Here is a 19943-nt window from a genome sequence, read left to right on the forward strand (position 1 = left end):
GGCTATTTAACGCAAAAACCGACAATAATTGTCGGTTTTAGTGGTTTTTGATTGAGGACAGAATATTATTCTGCGGTTTCAACCTTCAGCTTAGTTGATTTTTGGCTTGCTACCAGTTCATTGCTTAAATGTAAGCGAGCACCAATATAGTCAATATTGTTTTTTGCTTGGTTGCGAATTTCAAGAGCTTGTTGATAGTTCAAATGTTGCAACGTATTGATTGTTTGCTTTGCAATAACATCATCATTTTCTACATAAAGTACCTCATAAACGGGCATAGTTTCTGTATTTGCAGAAGCGTAAACAGAGTTTGCTAAACACGTTGCTGGTGCTGAGATAATAGTTAATGCTAATAAAGTAGTTGTTAAAGTTTTCATAATGTTTTTCCTGAATGTTTGTAATACTGTAATTAAAAATAGTTGCTGTTTTTTTGTGCATAACCATAAGATACACGATGTTAAAAAAACGTTGCAAAGTCGTTGTAAGCAAGTGTTTCAAAATGGGCTAATTGAGTATTTTTGTTACATTCAAAATGGAAATTGCATCCTGTCGTTGAAAATATGTCATTCATCGAACGGAACAGGTTTTATGTTATTTCCCTTTTAAAATCAGTTGTTTGCGCTCTGTTTTGATGTTGTCTTAGTAATTTGGGTTTGTTATTGGTGTTGTAAGTAATCATTTAATCTTCTTGGTATTAATCGTTAGCTTAGTTAAAATCATTAATAAGTTGACGTCTTAAAAAATTTGGACTGTAAGTGTTAAAAGTAGATTGTTTAGTAATTGGTGGCGGTATGGTTGGTGCAGCAACGGCATTGTCGTTAGCTGACTTAGGGCTGAAAGTAGCGTTAGTAGAAGCGCATGCACCGCAGGAGTATTCACCAGAGCAAGACTTTGATTTACGAGTATCTGCTATATCTTTGGCGTCAGAACAACTTTTACAACAGTTAAATGCATGGCAACAAGTGCAAAACTGGCGCAGCTGCGTATATCAACGTTTAGGCGTTTGGGAAGATGATATTGCTTATGCTGAATTTAACGCTGAAGAAATTCAGCAGCCTCATTTAGGGCACATAATCGAAAATAGACTCATTCAACTAGCGCTTTGGCAACAGCTTGAACAAAAAACTAATGTCACTTTGTTGTGTCCGGAGCAGCTTGATACATTCAGCCAAAGCAGTAACAAGGTCATTGCGCAATTAACTCATAGCCAGGTGGAAGCCAATTTTATTATTGGTGCTGATGGAGCAAATTCGAAGGTAAGGCAAATTGCAGGCATAGGTATTACTGGTTGGGACTATCAGCAAAGTGCAATGTTGATCAATGTTAAAACTGATCAGGAGCAGCAAAACATTACCTGGCAAAAATTTGTACCTGGTGGGCCTTTAGCCTTTTTACCAATGCCGAACAACAATGCGTCATTAGTGTGGTATCAAGATAAAGCAGAGATTAAACGTTTATCTGCGTTGACTAATGAACAGCTGCAAACTGAAGTGCTAGAGAACTTTCCTAAACGTTTAGGCAATGTTGAAGTCATCGCGAAGGGAGCGTTTCCATTAACCAGGCGTCATGCCAATGATTACGTGAAAGGACGCGTAGTATTATTAGGGGATGCAGCTCATACCATTAACCCTTTAGCCGGGCAGGGCGTAAATCTTGGTTTTAAAGATGTTGCAGCACTACAAAATGTTATTGCCAAAGCGATAGGCTCTGGTGAGAACTATCATGATATATCGGTATTAAAACGTTATGAGCGCAGTAGACGTACTGACAATTTATTAATGATGACAGGAATGGACGCCATTTATACAACGTTCGCAAACCCATCTACACCAATCAAGCTGCTACGGAATATAGGTATATTCGCTGCTCATAGAGCGCCTGTTTTGAAAAAGAAAGCTTTGGCTTATGCTTGTGGTGTTAGTTAAATTACAGACATTACCGAACCTACAGCATCCATGTTGGTTCAGATTTTTTCATCCCTGAACGAAAAAAACTCCAAAAACAACTTATTATTTTAAGTTACTTTTGGAGTTTTTTTGTTTTCAAATGGTGCGGACGGAGAGACTTGAACTCTCACATCGCAAGATACTGGAACCTAAATCCAGCGCGTCTACCAATTCCGCCACGTCCGCAATCCGAGTCGAATTATAGAGATCGCTTACTAAAGCGCAAGCATTTTTTTTAAAATAACAATAAAACTTAACAAGCTGTATTAAAATTACTCAAAATTAATTGTTATTGCTAAGTGTAGTCATGACCAATTACTTTTAATTGGAATTCTAAATTAACTAAAGGCTTTTTACTGAACTTGTTTAAAGTGCTATTGAATGTGTCAAAAGTGTTATAGGCTGAAGTAGATAAATACCGTCATTCCCGCGAACGACTCCACTGATGGAGAAGGTAGAGCGAAGCAGGATGCCCGATCCGAGGCGGAAATCCATGGTTTCGGCTGTTTTGTTCCACAAACGGAAGTAGAGAAAATACTCCGTCATCCTCGAGGAGCTCAAGCGACATCGGGGACCTCATTAAGCGTATCGTGGCTATAAAAGTTTCTACTTCCTGAACTTGTTTCAGGATCTATTGAACGTCTCAAAAGTGCCATTCCGAGACGGTCACCGAATCACTTTTTCGTTGAGTCTTCTGTTAGCTTGGAATCAATATATTCCTGTACTTCAGGCTTTTTAATTAGAGGCTCAAAGCCAGTTAGCATGCTATCAATTTTATCTTTCTCAATATGCTTACTTTCTTTAGATGAGTAGTGCTTTAGGCCAGCAACAAATCTATCATTAGCTATCTTCATTATATCGCTAACAAGGTCTGTGTTTTGATAAATTGAAGTCACATCAAAACATGCTTCCATTGAAGTTCTCTTGATACCAGAGTCACTTACAAAGTTTTTTGCTTCAGTTGACCATTTAGTCCAGTCCACTTCCAAATCAGGAAATTTTGCAGCTAATTCACCATGTAGATGATTGTCAAAAATATTATTTAATATTAACGTAGCTGAACTAATCTTAACTTCATTAAAAGTATATGTAAGGCAGCTTTCGACTGGTGCATTTGCGGATGCTGAAAATGAGATTGCAGCAATAATACCTATATATTTCACCAATTATCCTTAAAAAATAATACAAGCTTGACTGGCTGTTGTTCGCTCTTAACAGACCTTAACCTTTTCAATGAGTTAAGGTCAAATTAGTAGTTAAAAAAAATTATCTCATTTGACGTAGAGTGTGTTTTCAATCCACTTATGAACCATTTGTTTTCAATTTTTACTAGTAGCACTTTAACTGATGTTATGTTGTTAGGAACCTTATTAAATGATGTTTTTAATATCAGTTCTCCAATATTCTCATTACATGTTTCAACGTAGCCAGTTGGAGTTTGGAGCAAAGCAAAAGGGTACGCTTGTTCATATTGGTAATTTTCATAAAACTCATCAAATGACCACAATATAGAATCTACTTGTGTCAACTTCTCTTCCTCAACGAGTCGAGTTTGCTCGGCCTTCAAGTAATCAAACCTTGCTTTAGCTTTTACTTTATCAATGTCGAAATAAGGAAGAATTGATTTTACGTAATGCTGTTCAGGTTCTTCTTGGTTTTTGTCTATTTTACTGCGATAAAAATCAATCAGTTTGCAGTTGTTAAACGCGTGAGCATTGATAGAGTATGATGTTAGAACGCCAAGCATCATTATTGTTAAACGCATTCTACAAAGTCCATATTAGTTTATTAAATCCGTCTCTTAATCGCTCTTTATAATCTTTTAGTCCTGAATTAAACCATACTTATTTAGTTCAGGTCATGTGCCTGCTTCATACGAATAACTCGCTCAGAACAACTTGTATGTTTACTCTTTTAGCTTCGATGTTGCAGGTACTACCAAGCTCTATAACGAATACTCAGGGCTCGCTTCAAACAGCTCATTATATTGATTTCGAAGAGCCTTGGTTCTCCTGACTTTACTATGAGGAGATAGCACATGACTACGAAACAAAAACCAATATTACACATTGGTATTGATTGGGCAACCAAGAAACACGATGTGTGTATTCAGCTACCCGATGGAAGTCGTTCATTCGTTGTTGTTGATAGTTCACCAGAATCTGTCGATGAATGGATTTTAAAGCTACATAAGCAATACAAAGGTAATATTCATGCGGCCGTAGAGCTATGTCGAGGACCGATTGTTTATGCATTACAGAAGTATGATTTCATCACCATATTTCCAATCAATCCTGCCATGCTTGCCAAGTACCGTTCAGCATTTTCGCCAAGTGGTGCTAAAGATGATCCCACGGATGCTGAAATTGCATTGGGTTTAATGATCAATTATCCAAAACTGATCACGCCGTTGAAATTGGAAAGTGAGGATATGCGTAAACTCGCATTCTTAGTCGAACAACGTCGTCGGTTTGTTGAAGATAGGCGGCGGTTTGCTAATCGATTAAATAACACGTTAAAACAGTATTACCCTCAACCACTTAGCTGGTTCAGTCATCGTGATACAAAATTATTTGCTGACTTCATATTACGATGGCCAAGTCTTCAAAAATTACGTCGAGCTCACGAATCAACTGTCCGACAGTTCTTCTTGGAGCACGGTGGTAACGCAGTAACATTGCTAGAAAAACGCATAGCCTCAATCAAAGAGTCAACTCAACTGACAGACGATAAAGCCGTCATTGATACTCATGAACTGCTTAGTTCGACGCTAGTTAAACAGCTTCATACCGTCATTAAATCTATTAAAGAATATGATGTTGAGATAGCACTTATTTTCAAAGAGATGCCCGATGCTGATTTGTTTAAATCGTTACCAGGAACAGGCATATGTTTAGCGCCCAGATTACTGGTCGCTATGGGAGAAAATCGATCTCGTTTTGACACAGCATCAGAGATTCAAATGTACGCAGGTATAGCCCCTGTAACAGAACGAAGTGGCAAAAAATGTTGGGTTCACTGGCGTTGGCAATGTTCAAAATTTCTCAGACAATCATTCATTGAATGGGCGGATAGATCTATATATCAGTCATTCTGGGCGAAACTGTATTACGACCAACAAAGAGCCAAAGGAGGCTCTCATCAAGCCGCTGTTCGGAGTTTAGCTTTCAAATGGGTACGTATATTATTTCGCTGTTGGAAGTCGAAAACGCCTTACTCAGAGAGTAGATATTTGCAGGCTTTGAAAGATAGAAACTCACCATTGATTGCGAATATTTAGTTGACTGAAGGACTCAGGGCGTGAAAGAGACCTTAACCTTTTCAATAAGTTGAGGTCAAATTTAAACAAATGCTAACTATTAATAATATTTAAACTTCTACCATTTCTACTAAATACTTAAATTTTTCAAGTGAAGTTGAACCATTATTGCTGGGATATTTCTCTCTTGAGCCTTCGATAGCTTTAATAACACGATTAATATACTTTTTATGATTTTTAAGTTCTTTGTTAATTATTCCAGATTGTATGGATAAAATTATCAAATTAATCTCACTATCAATTGTAAGGTCAATAGTCTCAATCAAAAGAAGTTGAGATTCATCATTAACGTTGAGTGAATCTCTTATAACACTTAGAAAATCCATCTCTTCCAGAGATTTTTCAAAAGTGAATTTAGGTTTAAGCAATAAATCTAGTTGACCGCTGTTTAATAAAGTATTTAATTTATCTTCGGTTACGCACTCTTCTTTGGTTAAAGCTGAGAAACTCAAAAGTATAGCTAGAAAAGTAAATATTTTAATCATTTGTTATTTATTCTTAATCATTAAATTAGTCTGCTGTTCGCTCTAAGCGGTCGGTCACGAACACTAAAAACTTGTGTTTAAACAATAACATCATGTATTGTTCATTAATATAATTTATTGACGTTTGCTTATGTGAATGTTGACCGAATATGAGATGGTCACTTACTTAACATCAAGCAAGGACGTTTAATATTAAAAATAAATTCAAGGAGGAATTTTTGAAAAAACTTATAGCCATAATTACACCTGTTTTCTTATTTTCATGCGGAGGTGATGAAGATAAAATATCTTGCACTACCTCAGTAGAGCCAGCTATCGAAATTGAAGTTTATGATAGTGCATCCCAGTTACCTATAACCTGTGGAGCAAAAGCGACTATACAGGATGGTACATTTACCCAAGAAGTAGAGAACACTCCAGATACAGACTGTGATGATTCAAATATGCTTACGGCTGCGGATGAACGTGCAGGAAACTACGACATTAGTATTTCTAAAGAAGGTTATTACGAATGGAATACCTACAACGTAGCCGTATCTGAAAATGAATGCCACGTAAACACGGTAACAATTCAAGCATATCTAGAAAAAATATCACCTGAAGATGAAATAGTGGCCTGTACTACTCATATAGAATCTGGACTTTGGTTTGAATTATTTGATAAAGAAACAGGAGAGCGACTCCATTGTGATGCAACAATCACAATTGAAGATGGTGATTACATAGAAGAACTTGTTGACTGTGAGGGCGGTTCTAGTGGAGCAGGAGAGGGTGACCTTTTAATCGGTGTAGGCGCGGCACCTGAAAGAGCTGGGGTTTACAATATCACTATTGAAAAAGAAGGCTATCAAAATTGGTATCGTTCAAATATTGAAGTGTCTGAAGGTATTTGTCATGTCAACCAAGTTCAAATACAAGCGTACTTAGAAAAATAGGGTTGAAGATTTAAGTAATGAATAGTGTAGATAAATAGATAAATGGTGCGGACGGAGAGACTTGAACTCTCACATCGCAAGATACTGGAACGCTCATATACCTAGCCAGCGCGTCTAGGCCCAATATTAGTGCCACGTTCGCCTTGCTCGGTATAAATTACAGACTTTACCGAACCTACACCATTCATGGTGGTTCGGATTTCCTCCATCCCTGAACGCAAAAAAACTCCAAAAACAACTTATAATTTCAAGTTACTTTTGGAGTTTTTTTGTTTTCAAATGGTGCGGACGGAGAGACTTGAACTCTCACATCGCAAGATACTGGAACCTAAATCCAGCGCGTCTACCAATTCCGCCACGTCCGCATTTTGATATCGAGTTAGATAACTTGATATAAGGTAGTAAATGGTGGCTACACCGGGACTCGAACCTGGGACCCCATCATTATGAGTGATGTGCTCTAACCAACTGAGCTATGTAGCCAAACAATTTTTACTTTCCATTAAAGCAAAAAAAAAGCTGATAACAGCTTATTTTTAGGTTTAACAATTTAAAAGAAAGTGGCTGGGATACAAGGATTTGAACCTTGGAATGACGGGATCAAAACCCGCTGCCTTACCGCTTGGCTATATCCCAACTAAATTTCTTTTATTTACATTATCAGAGCCAATTAAAAAATTGGCTGGGATACAAGGATTTGAACCTTGGAATGACGGGATCAAAACCCGCTGCCTTACCGCTTGGCTATATCCCAACAATGTAAATTTCGCGATTGCGAGTTTTAACACTCACACTGCCAAAGGTATTAGGTGAACCTAAATCCTATGGATTTACTATACCGCTCAATAGTAAATGGTGCGATTGGGAGCTTTAACACTCACATTGCCAAAGGTATTAGGAGAACCTAAATCCCATGGATTTACTATACCGCTAAATAGTAAATGGTGCGGACGGAGAGACTTGAACTCTCACATCGCAAGATACTGGAACCTAAATCCAGCGCGTCTACCAATTCCGCCACGTCCGCAAATGTTATGGTGGCTACACCGGGACTCGAACCTGGGACCCCATCATTATGAGTGATGTGCTCTAACCAACTGAGCTATGTAGCCATAACATTACTTTCTTGAGTTGCCTCAAGCAAGTGCGGCGTATTATGCAAATCTGCCTTGGTGTCGTCAACTCTTTTTTCAAAATAAATGCTACTTTTTTCATGATTGTTCAAAGAGTCGTCATTTTGAGTTATTAATCGACATCAATTCACGATCTTTTCGTAACTAAACTGTATTTTTAACTTATTGCTGGGCTCGTTTGTTCAAATGGTTTTTTGTTGCTCATTAAGTAAAAAGCCGCGGGCACAAAATAAAAAGACAATAGGGTAGTTAATACAGTACCGCCAGCGATAGCTATGGCAAATGGTGGCCAGAACCCACCTCCGGCAAGAATTAACGGTAAAAATCCTCCTACGGTGGTGATAGTTGTAGAGCTAATGTGTCTTGTACAACTCAAAACTCCGTTAATAATGGCGTTTTCATCTCCACTTATTGCCGCTGGATCTGCTTTTAGTTCGGCTAGAATTACAATGGCAGAGTTAATAGCCAAGCCCATCAAGCCTAATAAACCGATTATCACCGTAAAACCAAAGGGATGGTTAAATACATACACGCTAAATAAGCCAAGGCCGGTCGACATAAATGCTGAAATAAAGATAATACTTGATACTCTAAATGAGTTAAACGACAGCACAACAACTGTGATAAGCAAAATTAATATAATTCCAACGCTACTTAACAGTTTACCTACAGCGCTGTCTCTAGCGTCTGATTCACCGCCAATTTCTAAACTATAGCCGCTGGGCATAACAAAGTTTTGTTCAGTAATTTTTTGCTGAATTTCAGCCAAAGCTACAGACGGTAACACCCCAGACCGTACATACCCCTCAATTACATTTACTCGCATACCGTCTCGGTGTGGAATCGCTCCTCTAGATGGGTTTATTTTCGCTTGGCTAATAGCCGAAAGTGGAAAGTAAGTGCCGTCTCTAGAGTTTACAATGGGAAAGTTATTTAAGACATTAATGTCTTCTCGTTCACTATCACTTATTTTTACGCGAACATTAATCGATTCTGTAGCTTCAATGATACTGCCTTGCACAACGCCGTCTAAGCCTGCTTCAAGTTGTTTGGCGATATCTACAAGGCTTAAATTTAAGCCATTTAATGTATCTTCATCAGCCTGTAACCACACCTTTGGTGTACCAGGAAGTAGTGTTGCGCGTGAATGCATAATATCGTCAGTTTGTGAAAATATCAGGCGAAGCTGCGAACCTAACTCTTGCAGAGTATCTAGGTTTGGTCCAAAAATTCGTATTTCAATTGGCGCGTTAAACGGAGGGCCTTGCTCAAGTTTTCGAACTAATACTTGCGCCTGAGGAAACGCTTCATCAAGTATTACCTGCAGCTCAGGGATCAACCTGTTTGCTGCTTTAAAGTCGGTAGCGGTAATCATTGCTTGCGCATAGTTTTGCATACCATCTTTTGAGCTGATCAAATTATAATAAAATGATGGCGCACTCTTACCAATAAACCAATGCAACTTCTCTATTTCATGATGTTTCTCAAGCTCAGTTGACACTTGCTCGGTAATTCGTTTAGTTGCTTCAATACTCGCTTGAGAAGGCAAAAACAGTTCAATTTGAAACATATCTCTGTCTGAAGCAGGAAAAAACTGCTCATCAAGGTGTTTCGCCATTACAAAGCCCATTATTGGCAAGATAAACACTAAAGAAATAGTAAGTCTTGGTTTCGCCAACGTAAAATTCAGCGTCTTTTTAAATAAGTTTTCTAAAGACGGTAACGCTAAGCCATTTTGCAACCATCCAGACTTGTTGTTCACCTTTATAAATCTGCCAGCAAGACCAGCAACAATGGTATGCGATATTATATAAGAGCCTATTAAAGCGAAAATGACACTTAACGCAATACCACCAACAAATTCACCAGCATCTCCGGGCATTAATACTATCGGCATAAACGCTAATATAGTGGTTAATGTGGAGCCAAGAAGAGGTAGCCAAAGGTGACGAACAGAATCTAAAACGGCTTTTAATCCATTAATTCCCTGCTGTTTCTTTTGTTGAATGGTATCGGTCATTACTATGGCGTTATCTACCATGATGCCAAGAGCGACTACTAAACCTGTTACTGACATTTGATGAATTGGCAGACCGTAGTAATTCATAACCGATAACGTAAATAATACTGTCAGGGGCAATGACGCAACAACAATGAGTGCAGAGCGAAACCCTAGAGAAATAAATAATACGACAGCGATAATGGCAAAACCAATGACAATATTCTCGACTAAATCAGCTAATCGGGTGGTGGTATAGCTGTTCTGATCAAATAACACTTCTAACTTAATACTTTGCGGCAGCATACTTTCAAATTCTGCAACTTTTTTAGCCACTTGAGTTGACCATAAATCAACACGAACACCTTTAACCATACGTGTTCCAACCACAAGGGCTGGCTTGCCATTTACTATTGCAAGGTCATTGGCAGGTTTTTGAATTTGGCGCTTAACAACTGCTACATCACCCACTAATAATGGGCTGTTTTGATCTGAAATGATTGGAATACTGCGTATGCGGTCTAACGAATCCAGCGCACCACTGATCTCGATTTGCATTTGGTTATAATTATTAACTAATTTACCGGCAGGAATTTTTACATCGGCATTAGATATTGCTTGGCTGACCTGGGCAAGTGAAATACCAGCCATAGCAATAAAGTCTTGGTTTAATTCGACTAAAATTTCTTCTGGATTTTGACCATGAATTTCTACAATGTCTGTATTGTCTACTAGCCTTAGTTGTGATTTCAACTCTGTGGCATAACGCCCAAGAATTAACATGTCAGGTGCTTCATCGACCGCCCAATTTAATGATACTAATTGGGTATAAGCAAAACTGCGCTCATCTTCTAATGATGATGGTAAAGCCTCTTTTGGCAAGTGTGGGGCTACATCACTTAATATATCTCTGATACGAGAAAACACCGGCTCAGAGTCTTTTACTTCACCCTTAAGCTTGACTTGAATCACTGATATTTCAGGTCGAGAGGTAGACGCAAGGTACTCAATTTCAGAGAGCTTACGCAATTTCTGTTCTATTTTCTCGGTGACTAATGCTTCAACTCGTTCAGCACTGGCACCAGGAAATTTGGTGATTACACTGGCGGCACGGTTAACCATGTCAGGATCTTCAGAGCGAGGTAATATATGCAACGAAGCCAAACCCGAAACAATAATGATCAAAATCATTAAAGTCATTAAGCGGCCATTTTTTACAAATAATTCAATCATTGTCTATAGCCTTATTAAATTCTAACTAACTGACCAGGTACCAAACGATGTAACCCTGACGTTAGTAACCGTTGTCCATCTGTTAAACTGCCGCGAATAAACGCTTTGTCTTGTTCACTGTGAATGATCTCAACACTATTACTGATCAGTTTAAATAAAGACTCATTCGAGCTGTCATCGGTAATTTTCTCAAGAGTATAAACATTCCAAGTACCACGAATACCGTCGGTTAATGCCGTGGTAGGAACCCAAAAACCCTGCTGTTGATAGTGTTGTTCAAATTCAAAGTATCCCATTTGATTATTGAATACAGATAAGTCATTGGGTAAGGAAAATCGCAATTGCACAGTGCGGCTATATTGGTTAATTTCTGAATTTACGGCTAAAGATGTTACTTGAAGCCGTGTTTGATTAATCGATAATGAAAAGTTATTTTGTGCTTTAATATCTGCAATCAAATTCTGCGGCACACCAACTTTCAGTTCGTTATTACCTTGCTCTTGTAGTGTAAAAACAACCACTTGTGGGTTTATAACTTCGCCAACATTGATATTACGTTTGTTGATAGTGCCGGTAAATGGTGCATATATTTCAGTGTGATTGATTTGGTAACGGTTAATTGCCTGGCTTGCTTGTAACTGTTTTTTGTTTGCTTCTAATACTTTTTTCTGAGCTTGCAACTCATCTTGGTTTTGTTGTGAGGCATAACCATTATCAATTAATTCATTAACGCGGTTTAGGTTTGCTTGGGCAAGCTCTAGCTCGGCTTTTAACTGACTTTCTTGTGCAACTAATTGTTGTTGCTCTATCCCTAATAATTCGGTATCTAAACTTGCTAATAGCTGGCCTTTAGTTACCGTATCACCTTCATCAACGAAAATATTAGCGACTCGCCCTGACACTTCAAAGTTTAAATTAGCACTTTGCTTACTCACAAGGGTGCCAGAAAATCGTCTTAACACTTTGTAACTCTGTTCAAGTTTTAATGGTTCGCTTGCTGCTTTATGATAATAAGGTGTCTGAGTTGCAACTTGTGGCACACTTTCACCACAAGCCAATAGACTAAGTAAAAGTGTTGCTGCGATAGCACCTTTTAAAAATTGTGAAGTGAGAGTAGGAATTGAATTAAACATATTGCCTTCTAATTAATTAATATACTAAACTAGACTAATGGGTCTAGTTTAGTTAAATTAAACTAGACTGTCCAGTGTGATTAGTTACATTTTAGATATATGTAATTACATTTGATGTAAAACTCGTTAGATTAATCAGTATAAGTAAACATTAACATTTACTTTTAAATAGTAAATTCGAAGGAAAAGCAGTGAAAAAGCCCAAAACACGCAGTAAAAGTGAAGAGAAACGCCAACTAATTTTAGCTGCGGCAACAAACAGTTTTTGTGATAAAGGGTTTTCATTAACCAGTATGGACAGCATTGCAAATTCTGCCGGGGTATCAAAACAAACGGTCTATAGCCATTTTGGTAATAAAGATGAATTGTTTGCAGCTTCTATATTAAATAAATGTGAAAAGTTTCGTACATCGGCTTTACCTGAGTCAAGTCTTTGCGATCCTAAACTAGCATTAAAAACCTTTGCTATGGGCTTTATACAATTATTACTTTCAGAAGAAGGCATGGCCATACATAGAGTGTGTATCGCTGAATCTCAAACTAATCCACAAGTGTCGCAATTATTTTATGCTGCAGGACCTGAACCTGTTGTCGCTGAAATCTCAAGGTTACTAGAATCATATGCGAGCAAAGGACTGATCATTGTTGAAAATTATCATTTTGCCGCTTTACAGTTTTTATCGCTAATGAAAGGGGAGGCGGTTATGCGCCGTGAGTATAATACTGAAAAACAAATCGGTATTGAGGAAATCTCTAATTATATAGATAACAGCGTAGATTTATTTTTACGGGGCTGCCAATACAAAGCTATGGTTTAAGTTTAAACCTTTGTTACCGCCGCAGATGAATCTCGAACTAATAATTTTGGTGTAAATTGTTCGCAGATTTCTTCTGACTTTTGTTCTCGTATCTCATTAATAAGTAACGCGGTAGCATTTTGCGCTATGGTTTGGTTTGGTTGGTCGGCGGTGGTGATCTTTGGCCAAGTTTGACGAGAGAACGGACTGTTCTCGAAACCAACAATAGACAACTCTTCAGGTATCGCAACATTTGCTAAACGAGAAGCAAATAATGCCCCGGCTGCTATCTCATCATTACACGAAAATATCGCCGTTGGTTTGACCGGTTTTTCTAAAAGGGTTTGAGCCCCTTCAACACCAGATTCGAATGAATATTCACCGTCTACAATTAACTCTTCTCGACAACTAATGTTATTCTTGGCCAGCGCTGCTTTAAAGCCTTCAATACGTTCAAACGTTGATTTATGCTCTTTACCACCACTGATAAAACCAATGTCTTTGTGGCCCAGTTCGATTAAGTGTTCAGTGATTTCAAATGCAGCATCAAAATCATTTACCATAATGCATGGTGATAACGTGTCTGGAACTGTGTGTCCTGAAAAGATTCTTACAAATTTAACACCTAAATCAGCCAAACGATCAACAACACTGGGCATTTCAGAGAAAGGCGGAGTTAATACTACACCGGCTATTCGAGAGTGACGGATCATTGAAGTTATCTCATCAAGAATATCTACCGATTTTGAATTACATGGATGAATTAACAATTCAAAGCTCTGTTTTCTGCATTCAGACAAAATACCATTTTGCATATCGATAACATAATAGGCATTTGGGTTATCGTAAATATAAGCAATGTTATAAGATTTAGTACCTGCCAAGCTACGCGCAGCAAGGTTTGGCTGATAGTTAAGTTGTTTTACTGCAGCCATTACTTTGTCACGAGTGGCTTGTCTTACCGATGCTTCATTATTCATAACCCTAGATACGGTTTTGATTGAAACACCTGACAATTTTGCTACATCGTTGATGGTTACTTTCATGGCCAAGCCTTTAATTATTCTTATTAATACATTAAGCAAGCGCTTACATTGTGCAATTATTACAAACGCACTATATATTATTTTGTTGATATTGTTATAAAAAAAATACAAAAACTGGTATTTAATTTACTGTTTTAAATAAAAGGCTGGTTTCTAACCCTTATGAACGGTTTAACAAACAATTCACAAATAAATTGACAGCGCTGTCATTTAACCTTAGTTTATAAATGAAATTATACAAGTTCAATTGTAAAAAGGTTTAAAAATGACTTCAAGAACTGAATTATCTAGTTGGAAATCACTCACATCGCTTGCCCAAACTATGAAGAATATTCATATGAATGATTTGTTTGCTGCAGATGCTGAGCGCTTTGATAAATTCTCAATTAAATTACCCGACATACTTTTTGATTATTCAAAAAACATTATTGATGATGCTGTTATTGAAGAGCTATTAAACTTATGCAAACAGGTCGACCTGGAATCTTGGCGTGACAAAATGTTCAATGCCGAGCGAATCAATTTAACTGAAAATCGAGCGGTTTTACATACGGCATTGCGTAATCGCGGTAAAAAATCTATTGAACTAGATGGTGAAAATGTTACCAACCAGGTTGAATGTGAGCTTGCTCATATGGAAGAGTTTGTTAATCAGGTAAGGCAAGGGCAGTGGAAGGGCTATTCAGGTAAACGCATTACCGACATCGTAAATATTGGTGTAGGCGGCTCAAATCTTGGTCCGCAAATGGTCACAGAAGCTCTAAAACATTACAGCGATCAAAGTGTTAACGTGCATTATGTATCTAATGTGGATGGTGCTCAAATTACCGAAGTACTTGCACCGTTAAATCCTGAAAAAGTACTATTTATTGTATCGAGTAAAACGTTTACTACCACAGAAACAATGACTAATGCCAATACGGCTACACAATGGTTATTGAAATCAGCAAATGATAGATCAGCCATACAGAAGCATTTTATTGCGGTCTCTGCAAATATCAAAAATGCCACTGAGTTTGGAATTCACCCTGATAATATTTTTTCAATGTGGGACTGGGTAGGCGGTCGATTTTCATTATGGTCAGCTATTGGGTTGCCAATTGCACTCGATTTAGGTTTTGATAAGTTTATCGAACTTCTTGAAGGTGCCTATGACATTGATGAACATTTTCAGCAAGCTCCGTTAAAAGAAAACGTACCTGTGCTTATGGCGTTACTGAGTTTATGGAATTGCACATTCTTAGGATTTAAATCTCAAGCGATACTACCTTACGATCAAACATTGCATATGCTCAGTGCTTATTTGCAGCAAGCTGAAATGGAAAGTAATGGTAAGTCGGTATCCTGGGAAGGTGAGAAAATTTCCTATCCAACAGTTCCCTCAATCTGGGGCGAGTTAGGCATAAATGGCCAGCATGCGTTTTATCAGTACTTACATCAAAGTAATAATATTGTGCCTGGTGATTTTATCGGCTCCGTTGAAAGTGTTACGCCTGTCGCTGGGCATCATGAAACATTAATGAGTAACTTTTTTGCTCAAACCCAAGCGTTAATGACTGGAGTAAACGAAGAGCAGGTTAGGGCAGATTTGAAGGCTAAAGGACGTGTACAAGAAGTTATTGATAAACTTGCGCCGCATAAAGTTCATGAAGGTAATCGACCAACAAATACGTTACTACTTTCACAGATTAGCCCTAAAACATTAGGTCAGTTGATTGCTATGTATGAACATAAAATATTTGTACAAGGCATTTTATTACAAATTTGTTCGTTTGATCAGTGGGGGGTTGAATTAGGTAAGGGCTTAGCGGCAAATATTGAAACTGAATTATTATCAGACGATGTATCACAAAGCCATGACAGCTCTACGGCAAACTTAATCAAATTTTATAAGTCAGTGAAACAGCAAGCATAATATTAAGAACCATTACTGGGACATGTGACCATCATACTACCACTTCCTGAACTTGTGTCAGGATCTCTTGTTAGATAAAGTGACTCCGTTGAATAGAGTCACTTATTTCTTTTAAGTGCTTGTTTATTACTCTTCAGCTGCAACCCAGCCGTAAACTTTACCCGCTATAATCGCACCTACAATAGGAGCAACCCAAAATAGCCATAATTGCGCTGTTGCCCAATCGCCAACAAACATTGCTACACCTGTACTACGTGCGGGGTTTACTGAGGTATTACTTACGGGAATGGTAATTAAGTGAATTAATGTTAAACATAAACCAATTGCTATCGGAGCAAATCCTGCTGGCGCACGTTTATCTGTTGCGCCCAAAATTACCATTAAAAACATAAAGGTCATTACCACTTCGGCAATCAGTACTGCCATCATCGAGTAGCCACCAGGTGAATGTGCACCATAGCCGTTAGAAGCAAAACCACCGCCTAAATCAAACCCTGGGGCACCTGAGGCAATTGAATATAGTACTGCTGCACCAGCAAGACCACCAACCACTTGAGCGATGATGTAAGGTACAAGTTCATTCGCCGGAAAGCGTCCACCAGACCATAAACCAAATGAAACGGCAGGGTTAAGATGACAGCCTGATACATGCCCAATTGCATAGGCCATGGTCATAACTGTTAAACCAAATGCCAGCGATACACCAACAAACCCGATACCCAAATCAGGTATGCCGGCAGCTAATACCGCACTGCCACAACCACCTAAGACTAACCAAAAAGTGCCAAAAAACTCAGCAGCTAATTTATTTGTTAAAGTCATAATTTTTTTCCTATTATTTATTTAATTATATTTATTCAGCTATTACCTAACACACGCCACTTATCCATCATTCTATTCGTAGATCATTTTCGTTTAGTTCTTATTAATTCTCTAGATCAATGAAATCATTAAATAATTTTAGCTTACATAAAATTTAGCTCTAAATTGAGAAAACTTCCTGTAAATGCATGAAATAATTAAAATGACAGCGTTGTTTTTGCTGTTTTAAAGATAAAAAACAACAGTGTAAGTTGATTTTTTGTATAAAAAACGAAAAAAAGTAAGAATAAATCGAGCTTTGTTAAGTTATTGATAATAAAGGTTAAAGATTGTTTTGTGTTATCTTTGTGTTAATGGTTTGTATGTTTTATTTACAATTTAATGTAATTTTTTGTAGCCAAACGGTTAATTTCTGTGTATGTTTTATTACAAGCTTTTGACAGCGCTGTCATTTAAGTCAAACAAAAACTTAAAAATAGGTTGTATGTGATTTTTAAATTTTTTAGCTGGTTGCGCGGTTACGGTGAAAACTAAAATAAATCTAAAGGGTAGGAAAATGTCGTCATTCAAATTCCAAAAACATGTACTAGCTAGTAGCATTGCAATGGTACTTTCAGGTGCATCTGCATCGGCTATAGCAGCAGAAGAAGCAGAAGTAACCGCTGATAATATCGAAGTAATTGAAGTTACCGGTATTCGCGGCAGCAACAAGAAAAACTTAAATGCAAAACGATTCTCTAACGCAAGTGTGGATGCCATCAGTGCTGAAGACATTGGTAAATTCCCTGATAAAAACGTTGCAGAATCATTACAGCGTATACCTGGTGTAACTATTCAACGTCAATTCGGTGAAGGTGCAGCAGTTTCAATTCGTGGTGCAGGTCAAGATTTAACACTTACCACATTGAATGGCCAAAACGTTGCGTCTACTGGTTGGTTCGTACTTGAGCCAGCAAAACGTAGCTTCAACTACGAATTACTACCATCAGAATTGGTTGGTGATTTAGAGGTTTATAAGTCTTCACAAGCAGATATCGCTGAAGGTGGTATTGGTGGTACGGTTATCGTTAATACTCGTAAGCCACTAGATTTAGATGCAAATACTATTTATGCATCGGTTGAAGGTTCTTACCAATCAGATTCTGAAGAAACAGATCCACAGGCTTCAGCTATGTACAGCTGGAAAAACGAATCAGAAACAATGGGTTTCTTATTGTCAGGTGTAATGCAAGAGCGTTCATTACAACGCCAAGGTAACGAAGCATTCTGGGAATGGGGTGCAGGTCCTGTTGCGTTTGAACAAGAGCGTAAACGTTCTGCTATTACCGGTACTTTCCAATACTCTCCAACAGATAACATGGATTTCGTGTTAAATGTAATGGATATGCAAATGGAAGCGGATAACACTAACTATGCATTATGGCTAACTCAAGCTGATAGCTCTTGGGGTGGTGTTGATCCTTCTGAAACGACTTGGTTAGGCCAAGAAACTGATGCAGATGGCAATATTACAAATCAAGGTACGCAAGTTGCGGGTCCTTTAAATGTAGCTTTCTATCAAATGCGTCCGCGTGAAGCGACGATGGATTCAGACGTTGTAGATTTAACATTTAACTACACTGCGGATGATTACAAAATTAAAGTGCAAGTTGGTTCAACTGAATCTACTGGTGGTACTGATTTTGAGATGGTTCTTGATGATGGTTTAGTACCTTCAATTGCTGGTGGTACATATGACTTCACTGGTGGTGGTCAAACATGGAACTTACCAGCTGGTTTCGATATGGAAACCTACGATCCAGGCACACTTGCAATGGGTACCGGTCCAAACTTTAACCGTACACCAAAAACAGATGAAGAATCTTACCTGCAAGGTGATGTTACCTTTAACGTTGATTTAGGTGTAATAACTGAAATTAAAACTGGTTTAAAGTTTGCGCAACATGAAACTACATCTCGTCGCTATGAATACATTCAAGAAGAAGGCTTTAATAACGTAATCGCCACTTCTGGTATTCAAGACGGTAATTTAGATGTTGGCTCTGGTGACTATTCAATCAAGAAGTTTGATGCTGATGCATTAAAATCTTGGGCTAAAGATAGCATCATTGGTGAAACTGAAGATTTAGGCTCGTATAGTCATATTGAAGAAGACAATTATGCTGCTTATGTAATGGCAACGTTCGACGGTGAAGGTTTCCGCGGTAACTTTGGTGTTCGTTATGCAGGTACTGATGCTGAGTCTATTTACTATGTAAATGGCGAAAAAACCAGTACTGACGCTGACTATGCAGAATTTTTGCCTAGCTTTAACTTAGCAATGGACATTACAGATGAAGTTATCGTTCGTGTTGCTGCATCTCGTGCAATGGCTCGTCCACAGTACGTTGATATGTATGTTAACCCTAATGTTGTAGGTGCTAACGATGACTTACCAGATAACCAATACTGGGTTGTAGGAAACGTTGGTCTTAAGCCTTTCGTTGCCGATATGTTTGATATTGGTGTTGAATGGTACTTTAATGATTCATCATTATTATCAGCAACGTTATTCATGAAAGATGTGAAGAACTTTGTAACGTTCTCAGAGCGTAAAGTTGCAGCTGACGAAATTGATTTTGACTTGCCACCTGAAGAAGCTGCAAATGGCTGGACAGTACAAGAGAAATCTAACGGTCAAGATGCACAAATCGAAGGTCTAGAGCTTCAATACCAACAAGACTTTGGTAATGGATTTGGTACATTGATTAACTACACATACACTGACACATCTACTGATGAAAGCACGTATGTTGATGGTAACCCATTCTTAAGCGATAGCTCAAAAGATCAATATAACCTTACTGGTTACTATGAAAATGACTCATTATCGGTTCGTTTATCATACAACTGGCGTAGCGAGTATATGATCCGTGAAACAGGTTCATACGGAAACCGTTTACATGATGACTTTGGCTCTTTAGATTTAAGTGCAACGTATCATGTAACTGAAAACGTTGATGTTCGTATTGATGCGACCAATATAACTGAAGAAGAAGCTAAGCAGTACGGTAATAACAATTACCCAACTTCATACAGTGGTTTCACTCAGGGGTTCCCATTATATGAATATGAAATGGCTCGACGTATCAACGCTGGTGTAAGCGTTAAGTTCTAATTACTATTGGAACAAAGAAGTAA

14 protein-coding genes and 8 tRNA genes are annotated in these 19943 nt (G+C 38.0%); 6 read left to right on the forward strand and 16 right to left on the reverse strand.

What is annotated here, in order from left to right:
* Positions 1–65: 65 nt before the first annotated feature.
* Positions 66–377 (reverse strand): hypothetical protein, encoded by a 312-nt coding sequence (locus tag RI845_RS06350; RefSeq protein ID WP_348388907.1) that lies wholly within the window; start codon positions 375–377, stop codon positions 66–68.
* 378 nt (positions 378–755) lie between these two features.
* Here RI845_RS06350 and RI845_RS06355 point away from each other — a divergent pair, with 378 nt between their 5' ends.
* Positions 756–1925, forward strand: a complete 1170-nt coding sequence (locus tag RI845_RS06355) for an FAD-dependent oxidoreductase (RefSeq protein ID WP_348388908.1) — start codon at positions 756–758, stop codon at positions 1923–1925.
* A gap of 122 nt (positions 1926–2047) precedes the next feature.
* Here the strand turns inward: RI845_RS06355 and RI845_RS06360 are convergent.
* The 3 genes from RI845_RS06360 to RI845_RS06370 all read right to left on the reverse strand — a co-directional run bounded on the left by RI845_RS06360 (position 2048) and on the right by RI845_RS06370 (position 3711).
* Positions 2048–2132, reverse strand: a tRNA-Leu gene (locus RI845_RS06360).
* Between the two features lie 488 nt (positions 2133–2620).
* The gene (locus RI845_RS06365) at positions 2621–3109 is read right to left on the reverse strand and encodes a hypothetical protein (protein ID WP_348388909.1); all 489 of its coding nucleotides are present in this window, start codon (positions 3107–3109) and stop codon (positions 2621–2623) included.
* Positions 3110–3195: 86 nt separating this feature from the next.
* A complete protein-coding gene (locus RI845_RS06370; protein ID WP_348388910.1) occupies positions 3196–3711 on the reverse strand; it encodes a hypothetical protein in 516 nt (171 codons plus the stop codon).
* Between the two features lie 273 nt (positions 3712–3984).
* Between RI845_RS06370 and RI845_RS06375 the strand changes: the two genes are divergently transcribed.
* Positions 3985–5226, forward strand: a complete 1242-nt coding sequence (locus RI845_RS06375; RefSeq protein ID WP_348386421.1) for an IS110 family RNA-guided transposase — start codon at positions 3985–3987, stop codon at positions 5224–5226.
* Between the two features lie 89 nt (positions 5227–5315).
* Here the strand turns inward: RI845_RS06375 and RI845_RS06380 are convergent, their stop codons facing one another.
* Complete coding sequence (locus RI845_RS06380; RefSeq protein ID WP_348388911.1) at positions 5316–5750, reverse strand: hypothetical protein; 435 nt, start codon at positions 5748–5750, stop codon at positions 5316–5318.
* A 218-nt stretch (positions 5751–5968) separates the two neighbouring features.
* Here RI845_RS06380 and RI845_RS06385 point away from each other — a divergent pair, with 218 nt between their 5' ends.
* Positions 5969–6685: a hypothetical protein gene (locus tag RI845_RS06385; RefSeq protein WP_348388912.1), complete on the forward strand. Its 717-nt coding sequence runs from the start codon at positions 5969–5971 to the stop codon at positions 6683–6685.
* A gap of 43 nt (positions 6686–6728) precedes the next feature.
* On the opposite strand, the gene RI845_RS06390 is transcribed toward RI845_RS06385, so the two are convergent.
* The 9 genes from RI845_RS06390 to RI845_RS06430 form a co-directional block, all read right to left on the reverse strand.
* Positions 6729–6827 (reverse strand) — tRNA-OTHER (locus tag RI845_RS06390).
* A gap of 138 nt (positions 6828–6965) precedes the next feature.
* Positions 6966–7050 (reverse strand) — tRNA-Leu (locus tag RI845_RS06395).
* 41 nt (positions 7051–7091) lie between these two features.
* Positions 7092–7168: transfer RNA gene (locus tag RI845_RS06400), tRNA-Met, on the reverse strand.
* A 78-nt stretch (positions 7169–7246) separates the two neighbouring features.
* Positions 7247–7321: transfer RNA gene (locus tag RI845_RS06405), tRNA-Gln, on the reverse strand.
* A gap of 43 nt (positions 7322–7364) precedes the next feature.
* Positions 7365–7439, reverse strand: a tRNA-Gln gene (locus tag RI845_RS06410).
* A gap of 188 nt (positions 7440–7627) precedes the next feature.
* A tRNA-Leu gene (locus RI845_RS06415) sits at positions 7628–7712 on the reverse strand.
* 8 nt (positions 7713–7720) lie between these two features.
* Positions 7721–7797, reverse strand: a tRNA-Met gene (locus RI845_RS06420).
* Between the two features lie 178 nt (positions 7798–7975).
* Positions 7976–11050, reverse strand: coding sequence for an efflux RND transporter permease subunit (locus tag RI845_RS06425; protein WP_348388913.1), 3075 nt, complete (start codon positions 11048–11050; stop codon positions 7976–7978).
* Positions 11051–11064: 14 nt separating this feature from the next.
* A complete protein-coding gene (locus tag RI845_RS06430; RefSeq protein ID WP_348388914.1) occupies positions 11065–12183 on the reverse strand; it encodes an efflux RND transporter periplasmic adaptor subunit in 1119 nt (372 codons plus the stop codon).
* Between the two features lie 191 nt (positions 12184–12374).
* On the opposite strand from RI845_RS06430, the gene RI845_RS06435 reads away from it, so the two are divergent.
* The gene (locus RI845_RS06435) at positions 12375–13001 is read left to right on the forward strand and encodes a TetR/AcrR family transcriptional regulator (RefSeq protein WP_348388915.1); all 627 of its coding nucleotides are present in this window, start codon (positions 12375–12377) and stop codon (positions 12999–13001) included.
* Positions 13002–13003: 2 nt separating this feature from the next.
* On the opposite strand, the gene RI845_RS06440 is transcribed toward RI845_RS06435, so the two are convergent.
* The gene (locus RI845_RS06440) at positions 13004–14026 is read right to left on the reverse strand and encodes a LacI family DNA-binding transcriptional regulator (protein WP_348388916.1); all 1023 of its coding nucleotides are present in this window, start codon (positions 14024–14026) and stop codon (positions 13004–13006) included.
* A 265-nt stretch (positions 14027–14291) separates the two neighbouring features.
* Between RI845_RS06440 and pgi the strand changes: the two genes are divergently transcribed.
* On the forward strand, positions 14292–15941 hold the full coding sequence (gene pgi / locus RI845_RS06445; RefSeq protein WP_348388917.1) for a glucose-6-phosphate isomerase: 1650 nt from the start codon (positions 14292–14294) through the stop codon (positions 15939–15941).
* A gap of 126 nt (positions 15942–16067) precedes the next feature.
* On the opposite strand, the gene aqpZ is transcribed toward pgi, so the two are convergent.
* On the reverse strand, positions 16068–16763 hold the full coding sequence (aqpZ, locus tag RI845_RS06450) for an aquaporin Z (protein ID WP_348388918.1): 696 nt from the start codon (positions 16761–16763) through the stop codon (positions 16068–16070).
* A 556-nt stretch (positions 16764–17319) separates the two neighbouring features.
* Here aqpZ and RI845_RS06455 point away from each other — a divergent pair.
* Positions 17320–19920 (forward strand): TonB-dependent receptor, encoded by a 2601-nt coding sequence (locus RI845_RS06455; RefSeq protein ID WP_348388919.1) that lies wholly within the window; start codon positions 17320–17322, stop codon positions 19918–19920.
* The last annotated feature ends 23 nt before the right edge of the window (positions 19921–19943 follow it).

The sequence above is a fragment of the Thalassotalea nanhaiensis genome (assembly GCF_031583575.1).
Taxonomy (GTDB): domain Bacteria; phylum Pseudomonadota; class Gammaproteobacteria; order Enterobacterales; family Alteromonadaceae; genus Thalassotalea_A; species Thalassotalea_A nanhaiensis.